This window comes from Hydrogenophaga pseudoflava, assembly GCF_031020795.1.
GTDB lineage: Bacteria > Pseudomonadota > Gammaproteobacteria > Burkholderiales > Burkholderiaceae_C > Hydrogenophaga > Hydrogenophaga pseudoflava_A.
The window spans coordinates 162274-179874 of record NZ_JAVHJP010000005.1 but is presented as its reverse complement, the minus strand read 5'-3'; the positions used below and the strand labels follow the sequence as shown (position 1 = coordinate 179874).

Sequence of the window (17601 nt, the reverse complement as noted above, 5' to 3'; positions counted from 1 at the left end):
TTGTAGGGCTGGCCCTACACGGCATCGTCGCACCTCCCGCGAAATGCGGCAGCGGCGGCGGAAGTGGGGTCCATGGGCCCCGCGCTGGCCCGCGGTTTGCAAGACGCCACCCCGTCATCAATCCACGAGGTGCGTCATGTCCGAATTCTTCGACCCCTACAACGCCGATCGTCCGCTCATGATGAAGTGCAGCTGCGGGCGCGACCACTCCCTGGCCGACCACCACGCCGAGGTGGTGGCCGACGAGGCCGCCCGTGAGCTGCGAGCGCGCAGCGAGACCGCCGAGTTCGAGGCCTACAGCAATCAGTTCATCGAGGCCACGCTGGTCAAGGCCATCTTCCCGCACGACGAGGAGCGCCGCCGCTTCCTGCGCGCGGTGGGCAAGGGCACGGCCATGGCGGCGATCGCGAGCGTGCTGCCGGTGGCCAGCCTGCAGGCCATGGCGCAGGACAAGGGCCCGCTGGAGAAGAGCAACCTCAAGATCGGTTTCATCCCGATCACCTGCGCCACGCCGCTGATCATGGCCCACCCGCTGGGCTTCTACAGCAAGCAGGGCCTGAACGTCGAGATCACCAAGACCGCGGGCTGGGCGCTGGTGCGCGACAAGATGATCAACAAGGAGTACGACGCCTCGCATTTCCTCTCGCCCATGCCGCTGGCCATCAGCATGGGGCTGGGCAGCAACGCCGTGCCGATGAACGTGGCCACCATCCAGAACATCAACGGCCAGGCCATCACGCTCAGCCTCAAGCACAAGGACAACCGCGATCCGAAGAACTGGAAGGGCTTCAAGTTCGGCATCCCGTTCGACTACTCGATGCACAACTTCCTGCTGCGCTACTACCTGGCCGAGGCCGGCCTGAACCCCGACACCGACGTGCAGCTGCGCGTGATCCCGCCGGCCGAGATGGTGGCCAACCTGCGCGCCGGCAACATCGATGGCTTCCTCGGCCCCGACCCCTTCAACCAGCGCGCGGTGTTCGACGAGGTCGGCTTCATCCACCTGCTGACCAAGGACCTCTGGAACGGCCACCCCTGCTGCGCCTTCGGCACCAGCACCGACTTCATCCAGAAGAACCCCAACACCTTCGCCGCGCTCTACCGCGCCGTGCTCAACGCCGCCGCGATGGCGCGCCAGCCCAAGAACCGCGAACTCATCGCCAAGGTGATCGCGCCCGCGCAGTACCTGAACCAGCCGGAAGCGGTGCTGACGCAGGTGCTCAGCGGCAAGTTCGCCGACGGCCTGGGCAAGGTGCAGAACGTGCCCGACCGCGCCGACTTCGACCCCATGCCCTGGCAGAGCATGGCCGTGTGGATGCTCACGCAGATGAAGCGCTGGGGCTATGTGAAGGGCGACGTGGACTACAAGGCCATTGCCGAGAAGGTGTTCCTCATCACCGACGCGCGCCGGCACATGAAGGACCTGGGCATGGAGTTCAAGGCCGGCCCCACCTACGCCAAGCACACCATCATGGGCAAGGCGTTCGACCCGGCCCAGCCGGACGCGTACCTCAAGGGCTTCGCCATCAGCAAGGCGGCCTGACCATGAAGACCGTCAGCCTCAACCTGCGCGCGGCGGTGGTCTCGCTGCTGCTGTTCGTGTGCTTCGTCGGCGCCTGGCAGCTCGGGACTTCGGGTCCGTCGGTGGGCGGATCGTCGGCCGGCATGACGGCCGAGGAGATCGAGTACGCCAAGATGATGGGCAAGGACCCGGGGGCCGAAAAAAGCAGCGGCTTCCCGCCGCCCATCGAGGTCGCCAGGGCCAGCTGGGCGCACCTGTCCGACCCGTTCTACGACAAGGGCCCGAACGACAAGGGCATCGGCATCCAGCTCGCGCACTCGCTGGCGCGCGTGGGCCTGGGCTTCGTGCTGGCCATGGCGGTGGCGCTGCCGCTGGGCTTTGCCATCGGCATGTCGCCGCTGATGCAGAAGGCGTTCAACCCGTTCGTGCAGGTGCTCAAGCCCATCAGCCCGCTGGCCTGGATGCCGCTGGCGCTCTACACCCTCAAGGACTCGGACGTGAGCGGCATCTTCGTGATCTTCATCTGCTCCGTCTGGCCGATGCTGATCAACACCGCCTTCGGCGTCGCCTCGGTCAAGCGCGAATGGCTCAACGTGGCCAGCACGCTGGAGGTGAACCCGCTGCGCAAGGCCTTCCAGGTCATCCTGCCGGCCGCCGCACCCACCATCCTGACCGGCATGCGCATCAGCATGGGCATCGCCTGGCTGGTCATCGTGGCGGCCGAGATGCTGGTGGGCGGCACCGGCGTGGGCTACTTCGTGTGGAACGAGTGGAACAACCTCTCGCTGACCAACGTGATCTTCGCGGTGCTGCTGATCGGCGTGGTCGGCATGCTGCTGGACCTGATGTTCGCGCAACTGCAGAAGGCGGTGACCTATGTGGAGTGACACCAGCGTGCGCGAAGGCGCCGCCCTCGCCACCACCGCGGCCCCGGTGGCCGCTGCCCAACCGAAGGTGTTCCCGATGTCCGGTTTCCTCCAAGTTGAACAGCTCGCCAAGGCCTACCACGCCGACAAGCCGGTGTTCGCCGACGTGTCCTTCGGCATCGCGCAGGGCGAGTTCGTCTGCATCATCGGCCACAGCGGCTGCGGCAAGACCACCATCCTCAACGTGCTCGCGGGGCTGGACACCGCCACCAGCGGTCACTGCTTCATGGACGGGCGCGAGATTGCCGGCCCCAGCCTGGAGCGCGGCGTGGTGTTCCAGAGCCACGCGCTCATGCCCTGGCTCACGGTGCGGCAGAACATCGCGTTCGCCGTCAAGTCGCGCTGGCCGGAATGGAAGACGCCCAAGGTCAATGTGCACGTCGAAAAATTCGTCGCGCTGGTGGGCCTGTCGCACGCCATCGACAAGAAGCCCAGCCAGCTCTCGGGCGGCATGAAGCAGCGCGTGGGCATTGCGCGCGCCTTCGCCATCCAGCCCAAGATGCTGCTGCTCGACGAGCCCTTCGGCGCGCTGGACGCGCTCACGCGCGGCACCATCCAGGACGAGCTGATGGGCATCGTGCGCGACACCCAGCAGACCGTCTTCATGATCACGCACGACGTGGACGAGGCCATCCTGCTGTCCGACCGCATCCTGCTCATGACCAACGGCACCGAGACCGAGCAGGGCTACAAGCCCGGCGGGCTGGCCGAGGTGGTGGTGAATCCGCTGCCGCGCAGCCGCACGCGCGCGCAGCTGCACCACCTCGACGGCTACTACGAGCTGCGCAACCACATCGTGGATTTCCTCGTCTCCCGAGCGAAAGCCCACTGACCTTCTCCTTCCTTCACTTTCCCACCAGCAACGAGGCACACCATGACCCGACTCGCCGTCACCGAAAAAATCATTTCCACCAAAGTCAGCAAGGGACTGAGCTGGGCCGATGTGGCCAAGAAGGTGGGCCAGTCCAAGGAATGGACCACCGCCCTGTGCCTGGGCCAGATGACGGCCACGCCCGCCCAGGTCAAGGTGCTGGGCAAGATCTTCGGCCTGACGGCGGAAGAGCAGAAGTGGCTGCAGGTCGTGCCCTACAAGGGTTCGCTGCCCACCAGCGTGCCGACCGACCCGCTGATCTACCGCTTCTACGAGCTGGTCAGCGTCTACGGCACCACCTTCAAGGAACTGATCCACGAAGAGTTCGGCGACGGCATCATGAGCGCCATCGACTTCAAGATGGACCTGCAGCGCCAGGCCGACCCGAACGGTGACCGCGTGAACATCGTCATGTCGGGCAAGTTCCTGCCCTACAAGCAGTACTGATGGACCCCCGCCCGCCGCTGCCGCCGTTCACCGCCGAATCCGCCGCGCAGAAGGTGCGCGGTGCCGAGGACGCGTGGAACAGCCGCGACCCGGACCGCGTGGTCAAGGTCTACACCGAGGCCACGCGCTGGCGCAACCGCGCGGAGTTCCCGGTGGGCCACGAGCAGGTGCACGCCTTCCTGGTGCGCAAGTGGGCGAAGGAGCTCGACTACCGGCTCATCAAGGAGCTGTGGGCCTTCACCGGCCACCGCATCGCCGTGCGCTTCGTTTACGAGTGGCACGACGATTCGGGCCAGTGGTTCCGTTCGCATGGCAACGAAAACTGGCAGTTCAATGCGTTGGGCTACATGGAAGAGCGCCACGCCAGCATCAACGACCGGCCCATCCGCGAAAGCGAGCGGCTGTTCCACTGGCCGCTGGGCCGCCGGCCCGATGACCACCCCGGCTTGAGCGAGCTTGGACTCTGAGAACCGAAGCAGCACGCTGCACCGGTCGGGGGCCAATCAGTGCAGCGTCATCGGGTGCGACGTGGTTTTGACCCGCACCAACGCCGGCTTTGCTTCGTAGGGCGCCGGTTCGCGGCCGCAGAGGTGGGCGGCGATGGCGCGGGCCTGGCGGCCGATGGGTTCGATGTAGCGGCTGGCCTGGCCGGCGATGGTGATGCAGTCGCCCAGCGCGTGGATGCGCGGGTCGCTGGTCTGCAGCGTGGCCGGGTCCACGGCGACGCCACTGTCCCAGGCCAGCGACGCACTTTGCGCCAGGCGCGGCGGCGTCACCAGCCCGGCGGCGGCGATCACCTGGTCGGCCGCGAACTTCTGGCCGCAGGCGGTGGTGAGGCGGTACTTGCCGTCGATCTTCTCGACGCCGGCCACCTGCACGCTGCCCACGAAGCGGATCGGCAGGTCTTTCCACGCGTCCAGCAGCGGCGCGCCCGCCTGCTCGCCCGGCCAGCGCGCCAGGGGCCGTTGTGCCATGTCCAGCAGCGTGATGCGGTGGCCGCCCAGCGCCAGGTCGTTCGCCAGCTCGCTGCCGATCAGGCCGGCGCCGACGATGAGCACGTCCTTCGGTGACTCCCCCAGCGCCGCGCGCAGCCGCTGGTAGGCGCTCAGGTGGTTGACGCGCCAGACCAGCGTCGCCGGCAGGGCCGGGGGCAGCGCGGCCTGGGCGCCGTGGGCCAGCACGAGCTGGTCGTAGCGCAGCGTGCCGCGCGTGGTGCGCAGGCTTTGCGTCTCGGGGCAGATGCGCACTGCGTCGGTGTGGGCCAGCAGGCGCACACGCAGGCGCTTCGCGGCCTCGGCGCCGGTTTCCTTGATCAACCTGCCCGGGTCCATCTGCCGCGCCATCGCCACCGACAGCAGCGGCTTGTCGTACACGTCGGCCGCGCAGGCGCTGACCAGGGTGATCGGCCGGTCCCCGTCGAGTGTGCGCAGGGCCTCGGCCATCTGCCAGCCGGCGCGCCCACCGCCGACGATGACCACGCCCGGCGTGCCGCCGCGTGTCGCCACCGGGGCGGCGCTGCCGGCGCGCGCGCGCAGCGCCTCGATGCTGGGCGCTTCGTACAGCGTGAAGTCGCCCTTGGTCACGCCGCAGAGGGGGCACGACCAGTCGTCCGGAATGTCCTCGAAGCGCGTGCCCGCGGCCAAGCCGCTGTCCGGGTCGCCCACGGCCTCGTCGTAGAGGTAGCCGCAGGCGTCGCAGATGTAGGTCTGGAAGGGCTTGTTCATGCCGGCATCTCTTCCCGGCTCAGCCGCGCGATCTCCTTGCGCAGGTGCTTGATGGCCGGCGTGACGATGGCGACGAACTGCGCCTCGCGCACGCGGCGCTGCACGTCGCTGCTCATCAGGTAGCCGCGCGCGCCCTGGTGCATCAGGGCCGAGTTGGCGGCGCGCAGGCACAGCTCGGCGCCGTGCGCGCGCGCGTCCAGCACGTCGATGAAGTAGTCGGTCGAGGTGTCGAACGGCGTCTGTGCCAGTGTCAGGATGCGCGCCACCAGCGAGTCCAGCTCGGCCTGCAGGTCGGTCGGCCGGTCTTCGAGGTACTGGTTCACATGGCCCAGTTGCCCCTCCACCGCCCACATGCTGTCGATCGCGCCCTGCGCGATGCCGGCCGCCATGCCGCATTGCAGCAGCACGAAGCCGCCGCGGATGCGCGCGATGTAGGGCCGGGCCGGGTCGGCCGCGATGTCCTCGCTGCCGACGAACAGGTCCTTGCACTGCACGCTGTAGGTGCCCGTGCCTTCCATGCCCGAGAACTCGGGGCAAGGCTTGAGCGTCACGCCCCGCGCGTCGCAGCGCAGCATGAACATCATCTCGCGCACGGTGTGGCCGCTGCCGTCGACCACCGCCGCGATGGTGCCGAAGTAGTGGTCGGGCCCGAGGTTGCTGACCCAGGGCAGGGCGCCGTTGACGAGGTAGCCGCCGTCGACCGGCGTGGCCTTGAGCAGCAGGCTCTCGATCTGCGCGAAGCTCTTCATCGGGTTCGACAGGCCGGTGCCGCCCAGTGTCTCTCCGCGCACGTGGCGCGCCAGCCGCTCCCCCGTCAGCGCCGGGTTGCCCGATGCCTGCATGTACAGCCCCGCCACGCCCTGGCACCACATCATGAAGCCCGTGGCGCCGCAGACCCTGGACGCCTCCGCCATCGCTAGGATCGCCTGGCCGTAGTCGCCGGGCGAGCCGTCGGCGCGCGGCAGGTGCGCGCTCATCGCCCCCGTCGCCGCCAGCCGCTTCAGAAGGTCCACCGGGTAGGCGCCGCGGTCGATGGCGTAGGCCTGCTCGGCCAAGGGGCCCTGCGCGATGGCGCGCACGGCGGCGATCAGGTCGGCGGGCTGGGCCGCAAGTTCTGGGGGCAGGTCGGCGGGGTTCATGTCAACGCTTTCAAGCCATCGAAATCTCGAACGGGATCGGGTTGCGCATCGTGTTGGCCACCGGCGAATAGAAGTTCGCGTGCTGCACGATCTCGTCCAGTACCTCGCGGCTCGCGTCGCCCTCGACCAGCACCTTCACGCGGATCGCCTGGAAGCCCATCTCGGGCGGCGTCTTCTCCAGCGCACCCCCCGCGCCCCAGGCGGCCGGGTTGCCGATGTCGCCTTCGAGGAACACCTCCAGCCGACTCAGCTTCACGCCCTTCCAGGTCGCCACCGCCGTCACGCCCACGGCGATGCAGCCGCCCAGGCCCGACAGCACGATCTCGCCCGGGGCAGGCGCCGTGTCCTCGCCGAACAGGTGCAGCGGCTCGTCCACCACCACGCAGTGCTTCTCGCCCACATAGTTCAGCGAGCGGTACTGCCCCTCCATCACGGTGTGGACCTTGTTGGTGCCGCGGCGGGCCGGGTTGGCCTTGCCGCCGGCGGCGAACTCGGCCAGGCCCTGGGCGTCGATGGGACGCAGGTAGGCCTTGACGGTGGTGGGGGCGAGGGTCTCGGTGTCGGACATGGTGTCTCCGGGGTTGAAAAGCTGAAAAGGAAAAAAGGTCAGGCGGCCATGGCCAGCTGCGGCTTGTTGGCGGGTGCGGCCATCGGCAGCCCGGTCTCGATCGGCAGGCTCGGGTCGCGCGACCACTCGTTCCACGAGCCGAAGTACATGCGCACATCGGCAAAACCCGCCTGCTTGAGCGCCAGGAAGGTGTTGGACGCGCGCGCGCCCTTGAAGCAATACAGGTAGACCGTGTCGTCGGGCGCGATGCCGGCGGTGGCGCACTCGGCCTTCACCTCGTCGGGCGTCTTGAACACCGGGCCGGTGGGCGATGGCTTCATGAAGCGGTACCACTCGATCCACTTCGCGCCCGGCAGGCGGCCCTTGCGCGGCGCGAAGTCCTTGCCATAGGGGCTGGAGCTCTCGCCGATCCACTCGTCCACATCGCGCACGTCCAGCAGCACGGTGCCCGTGCCTAGCGCGGCCTTCACGTCGGCCTGGGTCAGCATCACGTCCGCCGTGGGCAAGCTGGGGAAGGTGGCCGGTGTGGGCGTGGCCGCCTCGGTGGACACCGGCAGGCCCGCCGCCTTCCAGGCGCTGAAGCCGCCGTTGAGCACCTTCACCTTGGGGTAGCCCAGCCAGGTCAGCAGGTAATAGCCGCGGCACGACTGGCCGTAGCCGCTGTTCATCGCGTCTTCGTAGAACACCGCGGTCTCCACGCCCGAGAGGCCCGCCTTGCCCAGCGCGTCGGCAAAGGTGGCCTTGAGTTCCTTCAGGCCTTCGGGCGTGGAGGTGGCGAGAAAGGTGAACACCTCGCGCAGGTTCACCGCGCCCGGAATGTGCCCGGCGGCAAAGGTGTCGGCGTCGCGCGTGTCGATGACCACGACGGGTTCCGCGGCCTGCAGGGCGGCCAGCTGGGGCGGGGCAATCAAAGTGGCTTCAATGCTCATGGGGACCTCTGAATCAGGGCAAAGGCAAGATCGCCTGAGCCCTTCATCGCAACCGCTGTGCCAGCGCGGTGCGGGGGGAGGTCAATGCATGAAGGTCTTTGATTTTGTTGGGGTTATGGGCAGTCGGTGCCGGCAGGTGCCGGAGACATTGCTGTCGGCGTTTGACATTGGGTCAACACAATGTCAACAGATTGATGGATAGCTTCTCGCGACCCTCTGCGCTTATACAAGGACCCAAAGTGAAGCGGTCACCGGGTGAGTGTGGATGCCGGGTTTCGTGGTTTACTTGTACCTGTATAAAGTCAGGCCTTCGCGTCCAACCCTTTGATCTGATTGCATTTTTCGGAGATTGGTGTGTCCAGAGTATCCCGCACCGTCCAGCTTATCCCGCAGGTTCTGCGGGATACATCACGTTAGTCTGCAGAATGGAACTTCACGAGCAGCTCGAGACCGTCAGAGACGAGGCCAGCTTTGTGGCTTTCGTTACGGCTCTTGCGCGAGACCGCCGCACGAATAGCGCCTCGTGGCAAAGCGGATCCATCGAGCAGTTTCTGGAGGCGGCAGTATCTTGGGCGGAAGATTCCGGTATGGGATCTATCCAAGGTCTTGGAAACGCAACGCCGTGGAAGAAGGTGGCCACCTTCCTGTACTGCGGAAAGATCTATGAGTAGGCCTTCGCCGCTCTCCTTGCAGACTAACTGGTCAATCGACGCGGACGCCCAAGGGAGTGCGCGCCTTGCGGCGCTCCAATTCCTTGGGCGCCGGTCATTTCTACGTTAGAGCACATGCTGTACGCGCTCTCCAAGGACGACCGCACGCTTCACGTGTTCGCGTGCGAGACGGACGCTCTTGCGTATTGCGAGGGCTACGACGTTGCGTCCGGGAACTGGCAGTTCTTCGCTGTGGATGGCTCGCCGCTCAACGCAGTTTTCACGGAGCCCGCCAGCAAGAGCACTTTCGTCGTCACGCATGGGCGCTACTTCCTCGTTCCAGGCACAGGCGCATCACTGGCTGACCAACTCGCCATAGTTGTGGCGGTCGAGGGCCCGCCGGAACTGTGCTCGCCAGCCGACGTCGCAAGTGCTCTAACCCGTCGCTCCAGCCGACCGCCTTCGGCGGCGGCTGAGCTCAAACACTAGGCCTCTCATGAGCATTGTCGGAACCTACGGATTCACTGGCCGTTACTCCGGGACGTCCGAATACGAATGGAATCACCCGGAAGCGGGCGCGACACACCAGTGCATGCTGTTCCTCCGGCAGGAATCAGAATCGGGCAGTTTGAGTCCGCCATGGCAGAGTGCCATCGGTACGGCTTCGAGGCGATAGAAAACATGCGCTTCGGCAAGCTGGTCGTTGAAGTCCTCAACACGGATTCCTACAGGGGCTTCTCAGGGTTCTACGGAGAAGCGCTCGCGAGTGGCAGCGCGTTGGTCTTCTATCCAGCTGAGGCCCAGAGCGGTGGCGCAGCAGCCTGATTCGCTGGGCCTCATTACACATATATGTTGAACATGGCCTCCATGTCGCTGGCGCTGGCAGGCCTGCTTGTCGTGGTCGCGTCGCTGGCGCACCTGGCCTGCATCGTGATCGGCGCCAGGGCCTACCGGTTCATGGGAGCTGGCGAGCGCATGGCGAGGGCCGTCGAGGCTGGCAAGCTCAAGCCAACGCTCATCACCCTCGTCATCGGCAGTGTTCTGCTCTTCTGGGCGCTGTATGCCTTCTCCGGCGCAGGGCTGGTTCCCCGACTGCCCTTGACCGAACTGGCACTGTGTCTCATCAGCGCCGTGTTCCTCGCGCGGGCCATCGCTTTTCCGTGGCTGCGGCCCAGCTTCCCGGAAAACTCCACCACCTTCTGGCTGGTGTCTTCAGGCATTTGCCTGGTGATCGGTCTGCTGTACGCGGTCGGTGTTGCGGCACTGTGGTTGGCGCGGTGAGGTCGGGCGTCGCACTCGCGACGCTCCTATCGGCAAACCAGGCCGCCATCGTCCAGCGCCGGCGGGCGCATCAGGTCGTTGTCGATGCCCATGACCTCACTCGCCCGTTCGACAGCCCGCCACAGCAGCGGCGGCATTTTCAGGATCTCGTCGGGTGAGTCGGCCTGGGCGATCCAGTGGCTGATCTGCCGGTGCTCGTCCGGGGTCAACAGGGCCAGGTGCAGCATTTCGTCGATGGTTTTCATGGTGTCCTGGTGTGGGGGCTACCGCAACCCCGCCTTCCTCAGACGGTAACTGAACTGCCGCAGCGTCAGCCCCAGGCTCTGCGCCGCGCGCGACTGGTTGCCGCCGTGTTGCGACAGCGCGGCCTGCAGGGTCTGCGCGTCGTGTGACTCGGCGCTCTGGTAGGCGCGCACCAGCGGGGCCACCGCGGCTTCGGCCGGTGGTGTGCTGCGCGGGGCCGGTCGGGGCGGGGTGGCGAGGGCTTCGGGCAGGAAGCGCGACAGGTCGCCGGCGTGCACCACGGGCCGGTCGGCCAGCAGCACCAGGCGTTCGATGACGTTGCCCAGCTCGCGGATGTTGCCGGGCCAGTCCAGCCGCTCCAGCCGTTCCAGTGCGTCGGCGGCCAGGTGCACGTTGCGCTGGTGGGCCTGGTTGGCGCGGCTGGTGAAGTGCAGGGCCAGAGGGCGGATGTCTTCGCGCCGCTCGCGCAGGCTGGGCAGGCGGATGGGGACGACGTTGAGCCGGTAGTACAGGTCCTGGCGGAAGCGGCCGGCGGCGGCTTCCTGCGCCAGGTCGCGGTTGGTGGCGGCCACCAGGCGCACGTCGATGCGGATTTCGCGCTGGCCACCCAGGCGCACCAGCGTGCCTTCCTGCAGGGTGCGCAGCAGCTTGGCCTGCAGGGCCAGCGGCAGTTCGCCGATTTCGTCCAGAAAAATGGTGCCGCCGTGCGCCTGCTCGAACCAGCCGGGCCGCGCGCTGTGGGCGCCGGTGAAGGCACCGCGTTCGTGGCCGAAGAGTTCGCTCTCGAACAGTGTGTCCGGGATGGCCGAGCAGTTGACCTTGATGAAGGGCTGGTCGCGCCGGCCGCTGGCCAGGTGCACGGCGCGCGCAAACAGTTCCTTGCCGGTGCCCGATTCGCCCAGCAGCAGCACGGTGGCCTGCGATTGCGAGACGCGTTCGAGTTCGCCCAGCGCCTGCAGCAGCGCGGGCGAGCGGCCGATCAGCCCGTAGCGCGCGCTGGCCGATTCGAGCGCGCGTTCCAGCGCTTCGTTGCGCGCGGTGAGCTGGCGCCGTTCTTCGGCCACCAGCTGCTCCAGCTGCAGCAGCTGGCCGGCGAGCGTGGCCAGGATGCGCAGCACGGCCAGGTCGTCGCTGAGGTGGCGCTGGCGGCTGCGGATGCGGTGGCAGGCGAGCACGCCAATCGTCACGCCATTGAGCTCGATCGGCAGCGCGATGAAGGCCACGGTCTGCGGCGGCAGGTCGGTCCGGGCCACGGTGCGGAAGAGGAACAGCGGTTCGGCGTCCACGTCCTGCACGATGGCGGGCAGCCCGCTGGCCAGCACCCGGCCGGTGATGCCCTCGCCCCAGCGGAACACGCCGCGCGCGGCTTCCTGCGCGGTCAGGCCGTAGGCGTGGCGCACGGAGGCGGTGCGCTCGCCACCATCGCTCAACTCATCCGCCAGCACCATGCGCCCGCGGTTGAGTCCGAGCAGTTCGCTCATCAGGTGCAGCATCTCGCGCAGCACGTAGGCCGGCGCCAGGCTGCGGCCCACCAGCTTCATCACCTCGCGCATCAGCAGCAGCTCCTGGGCGTGCCAGTCGGTGGGCGGGGTGCCCGCGGCGTCGGGGTCGGTGCGGTGGGGCATGGCGCTGGCCGGGCAAGCAAACATCGCACCAGCGGCGGGCCCGCCCGCGGCCGGCTAAAATCGCAGGCTCTCAAGGAGCGCTGCAGCGGCCGTTCTCGCGACGGTCGTCAGGCTTGAGGTTCCGGGCGTCCTCCGCCCCGCCGGCCCCGCCGGCTCCAACGGCGCTCACCAGTGTTTGAACCCTTTCTGGTGAGCCCCATGTCTGCCGTTGTTCCCTCCCCCTTGTCTGCCACTGTCCCGCCCATGCTGCTCTCCGGCCTGGAGCCGCTGCGCATTGGCGAAGGCAGCCTGTTCGTCAACGTCGGCGAGCGCACCAACGTCACCGGCTCCAAGGCCTTCGCCCGCATGATCCTCGAAGGTCGCTACGAGGACGCGCTGGCCGTGGCCCGCCAGCAGGTGGAGAACGGCGCGCAGATCGTGGACGTGAACATGGACGAGGCCATGCTGGACAGCCAGGCCGCCATGGTGCGTTTCCTGAACCTGATCGCCGGCGAGCCCGACATCGCGCGCGTGCCGATCATGATCGACTCGTCCAAGTGGAGCGTGATCGAGGCCGGCCTGCAGTGCATCCAGGGCAAGGGCGTCGTCAACTCAATCAGCATGAAGGAAGGCGTCGAGGAGTTCAAGCGCCAGGCCCGCCTGATCAAGCGCTACGGTGCCGCCACTGTGGTGATGGCCTTCGACGAGCAGGGCCAGGCCGACACCTACGCGCGCAAGATCGAGATCTGCGAGCGCGCCTACCGCATCCTGGTGGACGAGGTGGGCTTCCCGCCCGAAGACATCATCTTCGACCCCAACATCTTCGCCATCGCCACCGGCATCGAGGAGCACAACAACTACGCGGTGGACTTCATCGAGGCCACCCGCTGGATCAAGCAGCACCTGCCGGGCGCCAAGGTCAGCGGCGGCGTGTCCAACGTGTCCTTCAGCTTCCGCGGCAACGACCCGGTGCGCGAGGCCATCCACACCGTGTTCCTGTACCACGCCATCCAGGCCGGCATGGACATGGGCATCGTCAACGCCGGCATGGTGGGCGTGTACGACGAGCTGGAACCCACGCTGCGCGAACGGGTGGAAGACGTGGTGCTCAACCGCAGGCCGGACGCGGGCGAGCGCCTGGTGGAAGTGGCCGAAAGCGCCAAGGGCGCGGCCAAGGACGATTCCAAGAAGAACGAGTGGCGCGCCCTGCCGATCCGCGAGCGCCTGACGCACGCCCTGGTGCGCGGCATGAACGAGTTCATCACCGAAGACACCGAGGAGATGTGGCAGCAGATCAAGGCCGACGGCGGCCGCCCGCTGCACGTGATCGAAGGCCCGCTGATGGACGGCATGAACGTGGTCGGCGACCTGTTCGGTGCCGGCAAGATGTTCCTGCCCCAGGTGGTGAAAAGCGCGCGCGTGATGAAGCAGGCCGTGGCCCACCTGCTGCCCTACATCGAGGAGGAAAAACGCCAGCTCGAAGCGGCCGGCGGCGATGTGAGGAGCAAGGGAAAGATCGTGATCGCCACCGTCAAGGGCGACGTGCACGACATCGGCAAGAACATCGTCACCGTGGTGCTCCAGTGCAACAACTTCGAGGTGGTGAACATGGGGGTGATGGTGCCCTGCCACGAGGTGCTGGCCAAGGCCAAGGAGGTCGGCGCCGACATCGTGGGCCTGTCGGGCCTGATCACGCCCAGCCTGGAAGAGATGCAGTACGTGGCCGGCGAGATGCAGAAGGACGCGCACTTCCGCGAGCAGGGCATTCCGCTGTTGATCGGCGGCGCCACCACCAGCCGCGTGCACACCGCGGTGAAGATCGCGCCGCACTACGACGGCCCGGTGGTCTACGTGCCCGACGCCTCGCGCAGTGTGAGCGTGGCGCAGAGCCTGATCGGCGACGCTCGCCAGCAGACGATTGCCGAGCTCAACGCCGACTACGAGCGCGTGCGCCAGCAGCACGCGAACAAGAAGCAGGTGCCGCTGTGGACGCTGGCGCAGGCGCGCGCCAACGCCACGCCGGTCGATTTCACGAAGCACCCGCCGGTGGCGCCCAGGTTCATCGGCCGGCGGATGTTCAAGAACTTCGACCTGGCCGAACTGGAGAAATACATCGACTGGGGCCCGTTCTTCCAGACCTGGGACCTGGCCGGCCCGTACCCCGCCATCCTCGATGACGAGGTGGTGGGCGAGCAGGCGCGCAAGGTGTTCGCCGACGCGCAGGCCATGCTGAAAAAGATCATCGAAGGCCGCTGGCTGACGGCCAATGCGGTGATCGGCCTCTACCCGGCCAACCGCGTGAACCACGACGACATCGCGCTCTACGCCGACGAGGGCCGCCGGCAGCCGGTGCTGACCTGGCACGGCCTGCGCCAGCAGACCGAGAAGGAAACCATCGACGGCGTGACGCGACCCAGCCGCTGTCTCGCCGACTTCGTGGCGCCCGCCGGCACGGCCGATTACGTCGGCCTGTTCGCGGTGACGGCCGGCGTGGGCGTGGAGAAGAAGGAGCAGCAGTTCCTGGCCGCGCACGACGACTACAGCGCCATCCTGTTCAAGGCGCTGGCCGACCGCCTGGCCGAGGCGCTGGCCGAGTGCATGCACGCGCGCGTGCGCACCGACCTGTGGGGCTATGCGGCGGGCGAAGCCTTGAGCAACGAAGAGCTGATCAAGGAAAAGTACCAGGGCATCCGCCCGGCGCCGGGCTATCCGGCCTGTCCGGACCACAGTGTCAAGCGCCAGATGTTCGAACTGCTTCAGGCCGGCGAGATTGGCATGGCGCTCACCGAAAGCCTGGCCATGTCGCCGGCCGCCAGCGTCAGCGGCTTCTACCTCGCGCACCCCGACAGCCAGTACTTCAACGTCGGCAAGATCGGCGAAGACCAGGTGGCCGATCTCGCGGCGCGCAGCGGTGTCGCGGCCACCGAACTCAAGCGCTGGCTCGGCCCCAACCTCTGACGCGGCCCGGGCCGTTCGCCACAGCCGCCCGGCAGCCCGTCGGCGCGGCAGTCTGAGGGGCCGGGGCTTGTGCTACAACGCCAAGCCCTCCTGCTCCACCCCTGATCGTCATGGCCAACGTGTGTCCTTCCTGCGGCAAGGAAAACCGGGACCAGGCCCGGTTCTGCCGGGGCTGCGCCCGTCCGCTGGAGCGGACTGGGGGCGACACGGCCTCCGACGAACTGGCCCGCGAACGGGCGAACCGGGCGCTGCGCCGCGCCCGCCGCCGCAAACGCTCCGGCGAGCGCAGCGAACGGCCCGCGTGGTCGCGCTGGGCGGTGATCCTCACGGCAGGGGCGGTGGTGCTGGCCGCCGGCTGGTGGCTCGGTGCGCGCCAGTCCACGCCGGCACCGGTCCAGGCTGCGCCGCTGACGGTGGCGCCCGGGGCCTCACCGTCTGCCACGCCAACAGCGGGTGCCGCGGCACCGGCCACCGCCCTGCAGACCGCGGGGCAGCCGGTGGGCGCGGACGCCACATCGCCGAACACCCCCGAGGCCGCCGCCGCCGTCGACCGGCTGCGCCATTCGGTGGAGCTGCTGGAGCAGCAGGACCGCGAGCGCGCGGCCGCCCAGGCCCAGCAGCGCCAGAAGCTCGCGCAAGAGCAGAAGCGTCTGGAAGACGCGCGGCGCCGCACCGAGGTCACGTCGGCCGCTCCGGCCGCCAGCGCCCATGCGGCCGCACCCGAGCCGCCCGCTGGGATGGCGACCGCGCCAGCCGCGCCCGCACCGGTGGCCGCCGCCACGGCGGCGCCGGCCTCTGCGGCCCGGCCGGCCACGAGTGTCGACCAGTTGTGCGCGGGCAGCGACAACGTGTTCGCGCGCGACTTCTGCCGCATCCGCGAATGCGGCAAGGCGGTGTTTGCCAACGACCCCATCTGCGTGCGCTTCCGCCAGATGGACGAGGCGCGGCGCCGCGAGGCCGAGTACCGCTGATCCCTCAGCCCGCGGCGCGCAGTGCCCGCCGGTACTGCACCGCCTCGGCGATGTGCGCCACCCCCACGGACTCGCTGCCGGCCAGGTCGGCGATGGTGCGCGCCACGCGCAGCGCGCGGTGGGTGCTGCGCGCGCTCCAGCCCAGGCGGGCGGCGGCCGTGTGCAGGAACTTGAGCGCGGTGGGCTCGGCCAACACGTGCCGGTCCAGCGCCTGTCCTGAGAGCGCCTGGTTGCTCTGTCCCTGGCGCTCCTGCGCCCGCTGCCGCGCGGCGGCCACGCGCTCGCGCACGGTGGCGCTGGGCTCGCCGGCCGGGCTGTGCAGCAGGTCGTGCGGGGGCAGGGCGGGCACCTCTATATGAAGATCAATGCGATCCAGCAGCGGGCCGGAAAGGCGCCCCTGGTAGCGCGCGACCTGGTCGGGCGTGTCGCGACAGGGCTGGCTGGGGTGGCCGAGGAAGCCACAGGGGCAGGGGTTCATCGCCGCCACGAGCTGGAAGCGCGCCGGAAACTCGCTCTGCACCGCCGCGCGCGAGATGCGGATGTGGCCGCTCTCCAGCGGCTCGCGCAGGGCTTCGAGGGCGGCGCGCGGGAACTCGGGCAGTTCGTCCAGGAACAGCACGCCGTGGTGGGCCAGCGAGATCTCGCCGGGCCGGGGCGGTGAGCCGCCGCCCACCAGGGCCACGGCGCTGGCGCTGTGGTGCGGCGCACAGGTGGGGCGCAGGCCCCAGGCCTCCAGCCGGAAGCGCCCCGCCAGCGAGGCCACGGCGGCCGATTCCAGCGCCTCGGAGGTGTCCATGGGCGGCAGCAGGCCGGCAAAGCGCTGCGCCAGCATGCTCTTGCCCGAGCCGGGCGGGCCGACCATCAAGAGCGAATGTGAGCCGGCCGCCGCGATCTCCAGCGCCCGCCTTGCGCCGGCCTGGCCCTTGACGTCGGCCAGGTCGGGGTAACTTTCGCGGGCGGTGATGGGCGTGGGCGACAGGCGCGCCCAGCCTGTGTCGTCGGGGGGCGCATCACCAGTGCCGGCGGCTCCTTCGGGCAGGAACTGCGCCACCACGTCCAGCAGGTGGCGGGCGCGGCACACCTGCGCCTGCGGCACCAGCGCCGCCTCTTCGGCGCTGCCGGGCGGCAGCACCAGCCGTGTGACCGCACCCGCCGAACCATCGCGGTGCAGCGCGAGGCTCATGGCCAGCGCGCCGCGCACCGGACGCAGCTCGCCGCCCAGCGAGAGCTCGCCTGCAAATTCCCAGCCGGCCAGCTTCGATCCGTCGATCTGCCCGGCCGCCGCCAGGATGCCCAGCGCAATCGGCAGGTCGAAGCGGCCCGAGTCCTTGGGCAGATCGGCCGGCGCCAGATTGACCGTGATGCGCTTGTTGCTGGGGAATTCAAGCCCGGCGTTGGCAATCGCCGAGCGCACGCGTTCGCGCGCTTCTTTCACTTCCGTGTCGACCAGCCCGACCAGCGTGAAGCTGGGGAGCCCGTTGGCCAGGTGCACTTCGACCTGCACCGGCCGCGCCTCCAGTCCGATCAGCGCGCGGCTGTGCACCAATGACAAACCCATTCCGGTCCTCCATCCCTGTTTCGGTGCATTGGCCGCTGGACGCTGGAATGCACGTGTTTGGTGCGGCGTTGCGGCCGCGGCGCGGGGATCATGTCATGAGCCCGGTTGGGCCGCAGCCCCCGTCGGGAGGACGTTTTCCCTCTGGGTGACCGCTGCGGGCCCTGCTGGGTCGGGCGGCTGGCACGGTCCCTGCTTCGGGCTGTAAGCGAT

Annotated in this window: 17 protein-coding genes and 1 riboswitch; of the genes, 10 read left to right on the top strand and 7 right to left on the bottom strand. The window is 68.3% G+C overall.

The window, feature by feature from the left end; all coding sequences use genetic code 11:
• Window positions 1–136: 136 nt before the first annotated feature.
• From RCO38_RS17155 to RCO38_RS17135, 5 genes are read left to right on the top strand one after another with little or no spacing between them, the layout of a single operon-like run.
• Complete coding sequence (locus RCO38_RS17155; RefSeq protein ID WP_308329568.1) at window positions 137–1543, top strand: CmpA/NrtA family ABC transporter substrate-binding protein; 1407 nt, start codon at window positions 137–139, stop codon at window positions 1541–1543.
• Window positions 1544–1545: 2 nt separating this feature from the next.
• Window positions 1546–2409, top strand: a complete 864-nt coding sequence (gene ntrB / locus RCO38_RS17150) for a nitrate ABC transporter permease (RefSeq protein ID WP_308329567.1) — start codon at window positions 1546–1548, stop codon at window positions 2407–2409.
• Entirely contained in the window at window positions 2399–3280 is an 882-nt protein-coding gene (locus tag RCO38_RS17145) for an ABC transporter ATP-binding protein (protein ID WP_308329566.1), read from the top strand. The genes ntrB and RCO38_RS17145 overlap by 11 nt, the downstream gene beginning before the upstream one ends.
• Before the next feature lie 42 nt (window positions 3281–3322).
• Window positions 3323–3766 carry a cyanase gene (gene cynS, locus RCO38_RS17140; RefSeq protein ID WP_308329565.1) on the top strand — a complete coding sequence of 148 codons (444 nt, stop codon included), beginning with the start codon at window positions 3323–3325 and terminating at the stop codon, window positions 3764–3766.
• The gene (locus RCO38_RS17135; protein WP_308329564.1) at window positions 3766–4233 is read left to right on the top strand and encodes a nuclear transport factor 2 family protein; all 468 of its coding nucleotides are present in this window, start codon (window positions 3766–3768) and stop codon (window positions 4231–4233) included. The genes cynS and RCO38_RS17135 overlap by 1 nt, the downstream gene beginning before the upstream one ends.
• 36 nt (window positions 4234–4269) lie before the next feature.
• Here RCO38_RS17135 and RCO38_RS17130 read toward each other — a convergent pair whose 3' ends face one another.
• Genes RCO38_RS17130 through RCO38_RS17115 form a run of 4 tightly spaced genes read right to left on the bottom strand, consistent with a single transcriptional unit; the run spans window position 4270 to window position 8126 of the window.
• Window positions 4270–5490, bottom strand: coding sequence for an FAD-dependent oxidoreductase (locus RCO38_RS17130; RefSeq protein ID WP_308329563.1), 1221 nt, complete (start codon window positions 5488–5490; stop codon window positions 4270–4272).
• Window positions 5487–6629: an acyl-CoA dehydrogenase family protein gene (locus RCO38_RS17125; protein ID WP_308329562.1), complete on the bottom strand. Its 1143-nt coding sequence runs from the start codon at window positions 6627–6629 to the stop codon at window positions 5487–5489. The genes RCO38_RS17130 and RCO38_RS17125 overlap by 4 nt, the downstream gene beginning before the upstream one ends.
• A 10-nt stretch (window positions 6630–6639) precedes the next feature.
• Window positions 6640–7197, bottom strand: a complete 558-nt coding sequence (locus RCO38_RS17120) for an OsmC family protein (RefSeq protein WP_308329561.1) — start codon at window positions 7195–7197, stop codon at window positions 6640–6642.
• A gap of 38 nt (window positions 7198–7235) precedes the next feature.
• Entirely contained in the window at window positions 7236–8126 is an 891-nt protein-coding gene (locus RCO38_RS17115) for a sulfurtransferase (RefSeq protein WP_308329560.1), read from the bottom strand.
• Between the two features lie 194 nt (window positions 8127–8320).
• Between RCO38_RS17115 and RCO38_RS24325 the strand changes: the two genes are divergently transcribed.
• From RCO38_RS24325 to RCO38_RS17105, 3 genes are all read left to right on the top strand, one after another.
• On the top strand, window positions 8321–8797 hold the full coding sequence (locus tag RCO38_RS24325) for a DUF7660 family protein (protein WP_445297928.1): 477 nt from the start codon (window positions 8321–8323) through the stop codon (window positions 8795–8797).
• A 114-nt stretch (window positions 8798–8911) separates the two neighbouring features.
• On the top strand, window positions 8912–9265 hold the full coding sequence (locus tag RCO38_RS17110; protein ID WP_308329559.1) for a hypothetical protein: 354 nt from the start codon (window positions 8912–8914) through the stop codon (window positions 9263–9265).
• 369 nt (window positions 9266–9634) lie between these two features.
• Window positions 9635–10057: a hypothetical protein gene (locus RCO38_RS17105; protein ID WP_308329558.1), complete on the top strand. Its 423-nt coding sequence runs from the start codon at window positions 9635–9637 to the stop codon at window positions 10055–10057.
• A 26-nt stretch (window positions 10058–10083) separates the two neighbouring features.
• Here RCO38_RS17105 and RCO38_RS17100 read toward each other — a convergent pair whose 3' ends face one another.
• On the bottom strand, window positions 10084–10302 hold the full coding sequence (locus RCO38_RS17100) for a hypothetical protein (RefSeq protein ID WP_308329557.1): 219 nt from the start codon (window positions 10300–10302) through the stop codon (window positions 10084–10086).
• 18 nt (window positions 10303–10320) lie between these two features.
• A complete protein-coding gene (locus tag RCO38_RS17095; RefSeq protein WP_308329556.1) occupies window positions 10321–11925 on the bottom strand; it encodes a sigma-54-dependent Fis family transcriptional regulator in 1605 nt (534 codons plus the stop codon).
• A gap of 66 nt (window positions 11926–11991) precedes the next feature.
• Window positions 11992–12099, top strand: a riboswitch (S-adenosyl-L-homocysteine riboswitch).
• A gap of 24 nt (window positions 12100–12123) precedes the next feature.
• On the opposite strand from RCO38_RS17095, the gene metH reads away from it, so the two are divergent.
• A complete protein-coding gene (gene metH / locus RCO38_RS17090; RefSeq protein WP_308329555.1) occupies window positions 12124–14862 on the top strand; it encodes a methionine synthase in 2739 nt (912 codons plus the stop codon).
• Between the two features lie 110 nt (window positions 14863–14972).
• Window positions 14973–15833 (top strand): zinc ribbon domain-containing protein, encoded by an 861-nt coding sequence (locus RCO38_RS17085; protein WP_308329554.1) that lies wholly within the window; start codon window positions 14973–14975, stop codon window positions 15831–15833.
• Window positions 15834–15837: 4 nt separating this feature from the next.
• Here RCO38_RS17085 and RCO38_RS17080 read toward each other — a convergent pair whose 3' ends face one another.
• Complete coding sequence (locus RCO38_RS17080; RefSeq protein ID WP_308329553.1) at window positions 15838–17391, bottom strand: YifB family Mg chelatase-like AAA ATPase; 1554 nt, start codon at window positions 17389–17391, stop codon at window positions 15838–15840.
• Between the last annotated feature and the right edge of the window lie 210 nt (window positions 17392–17601).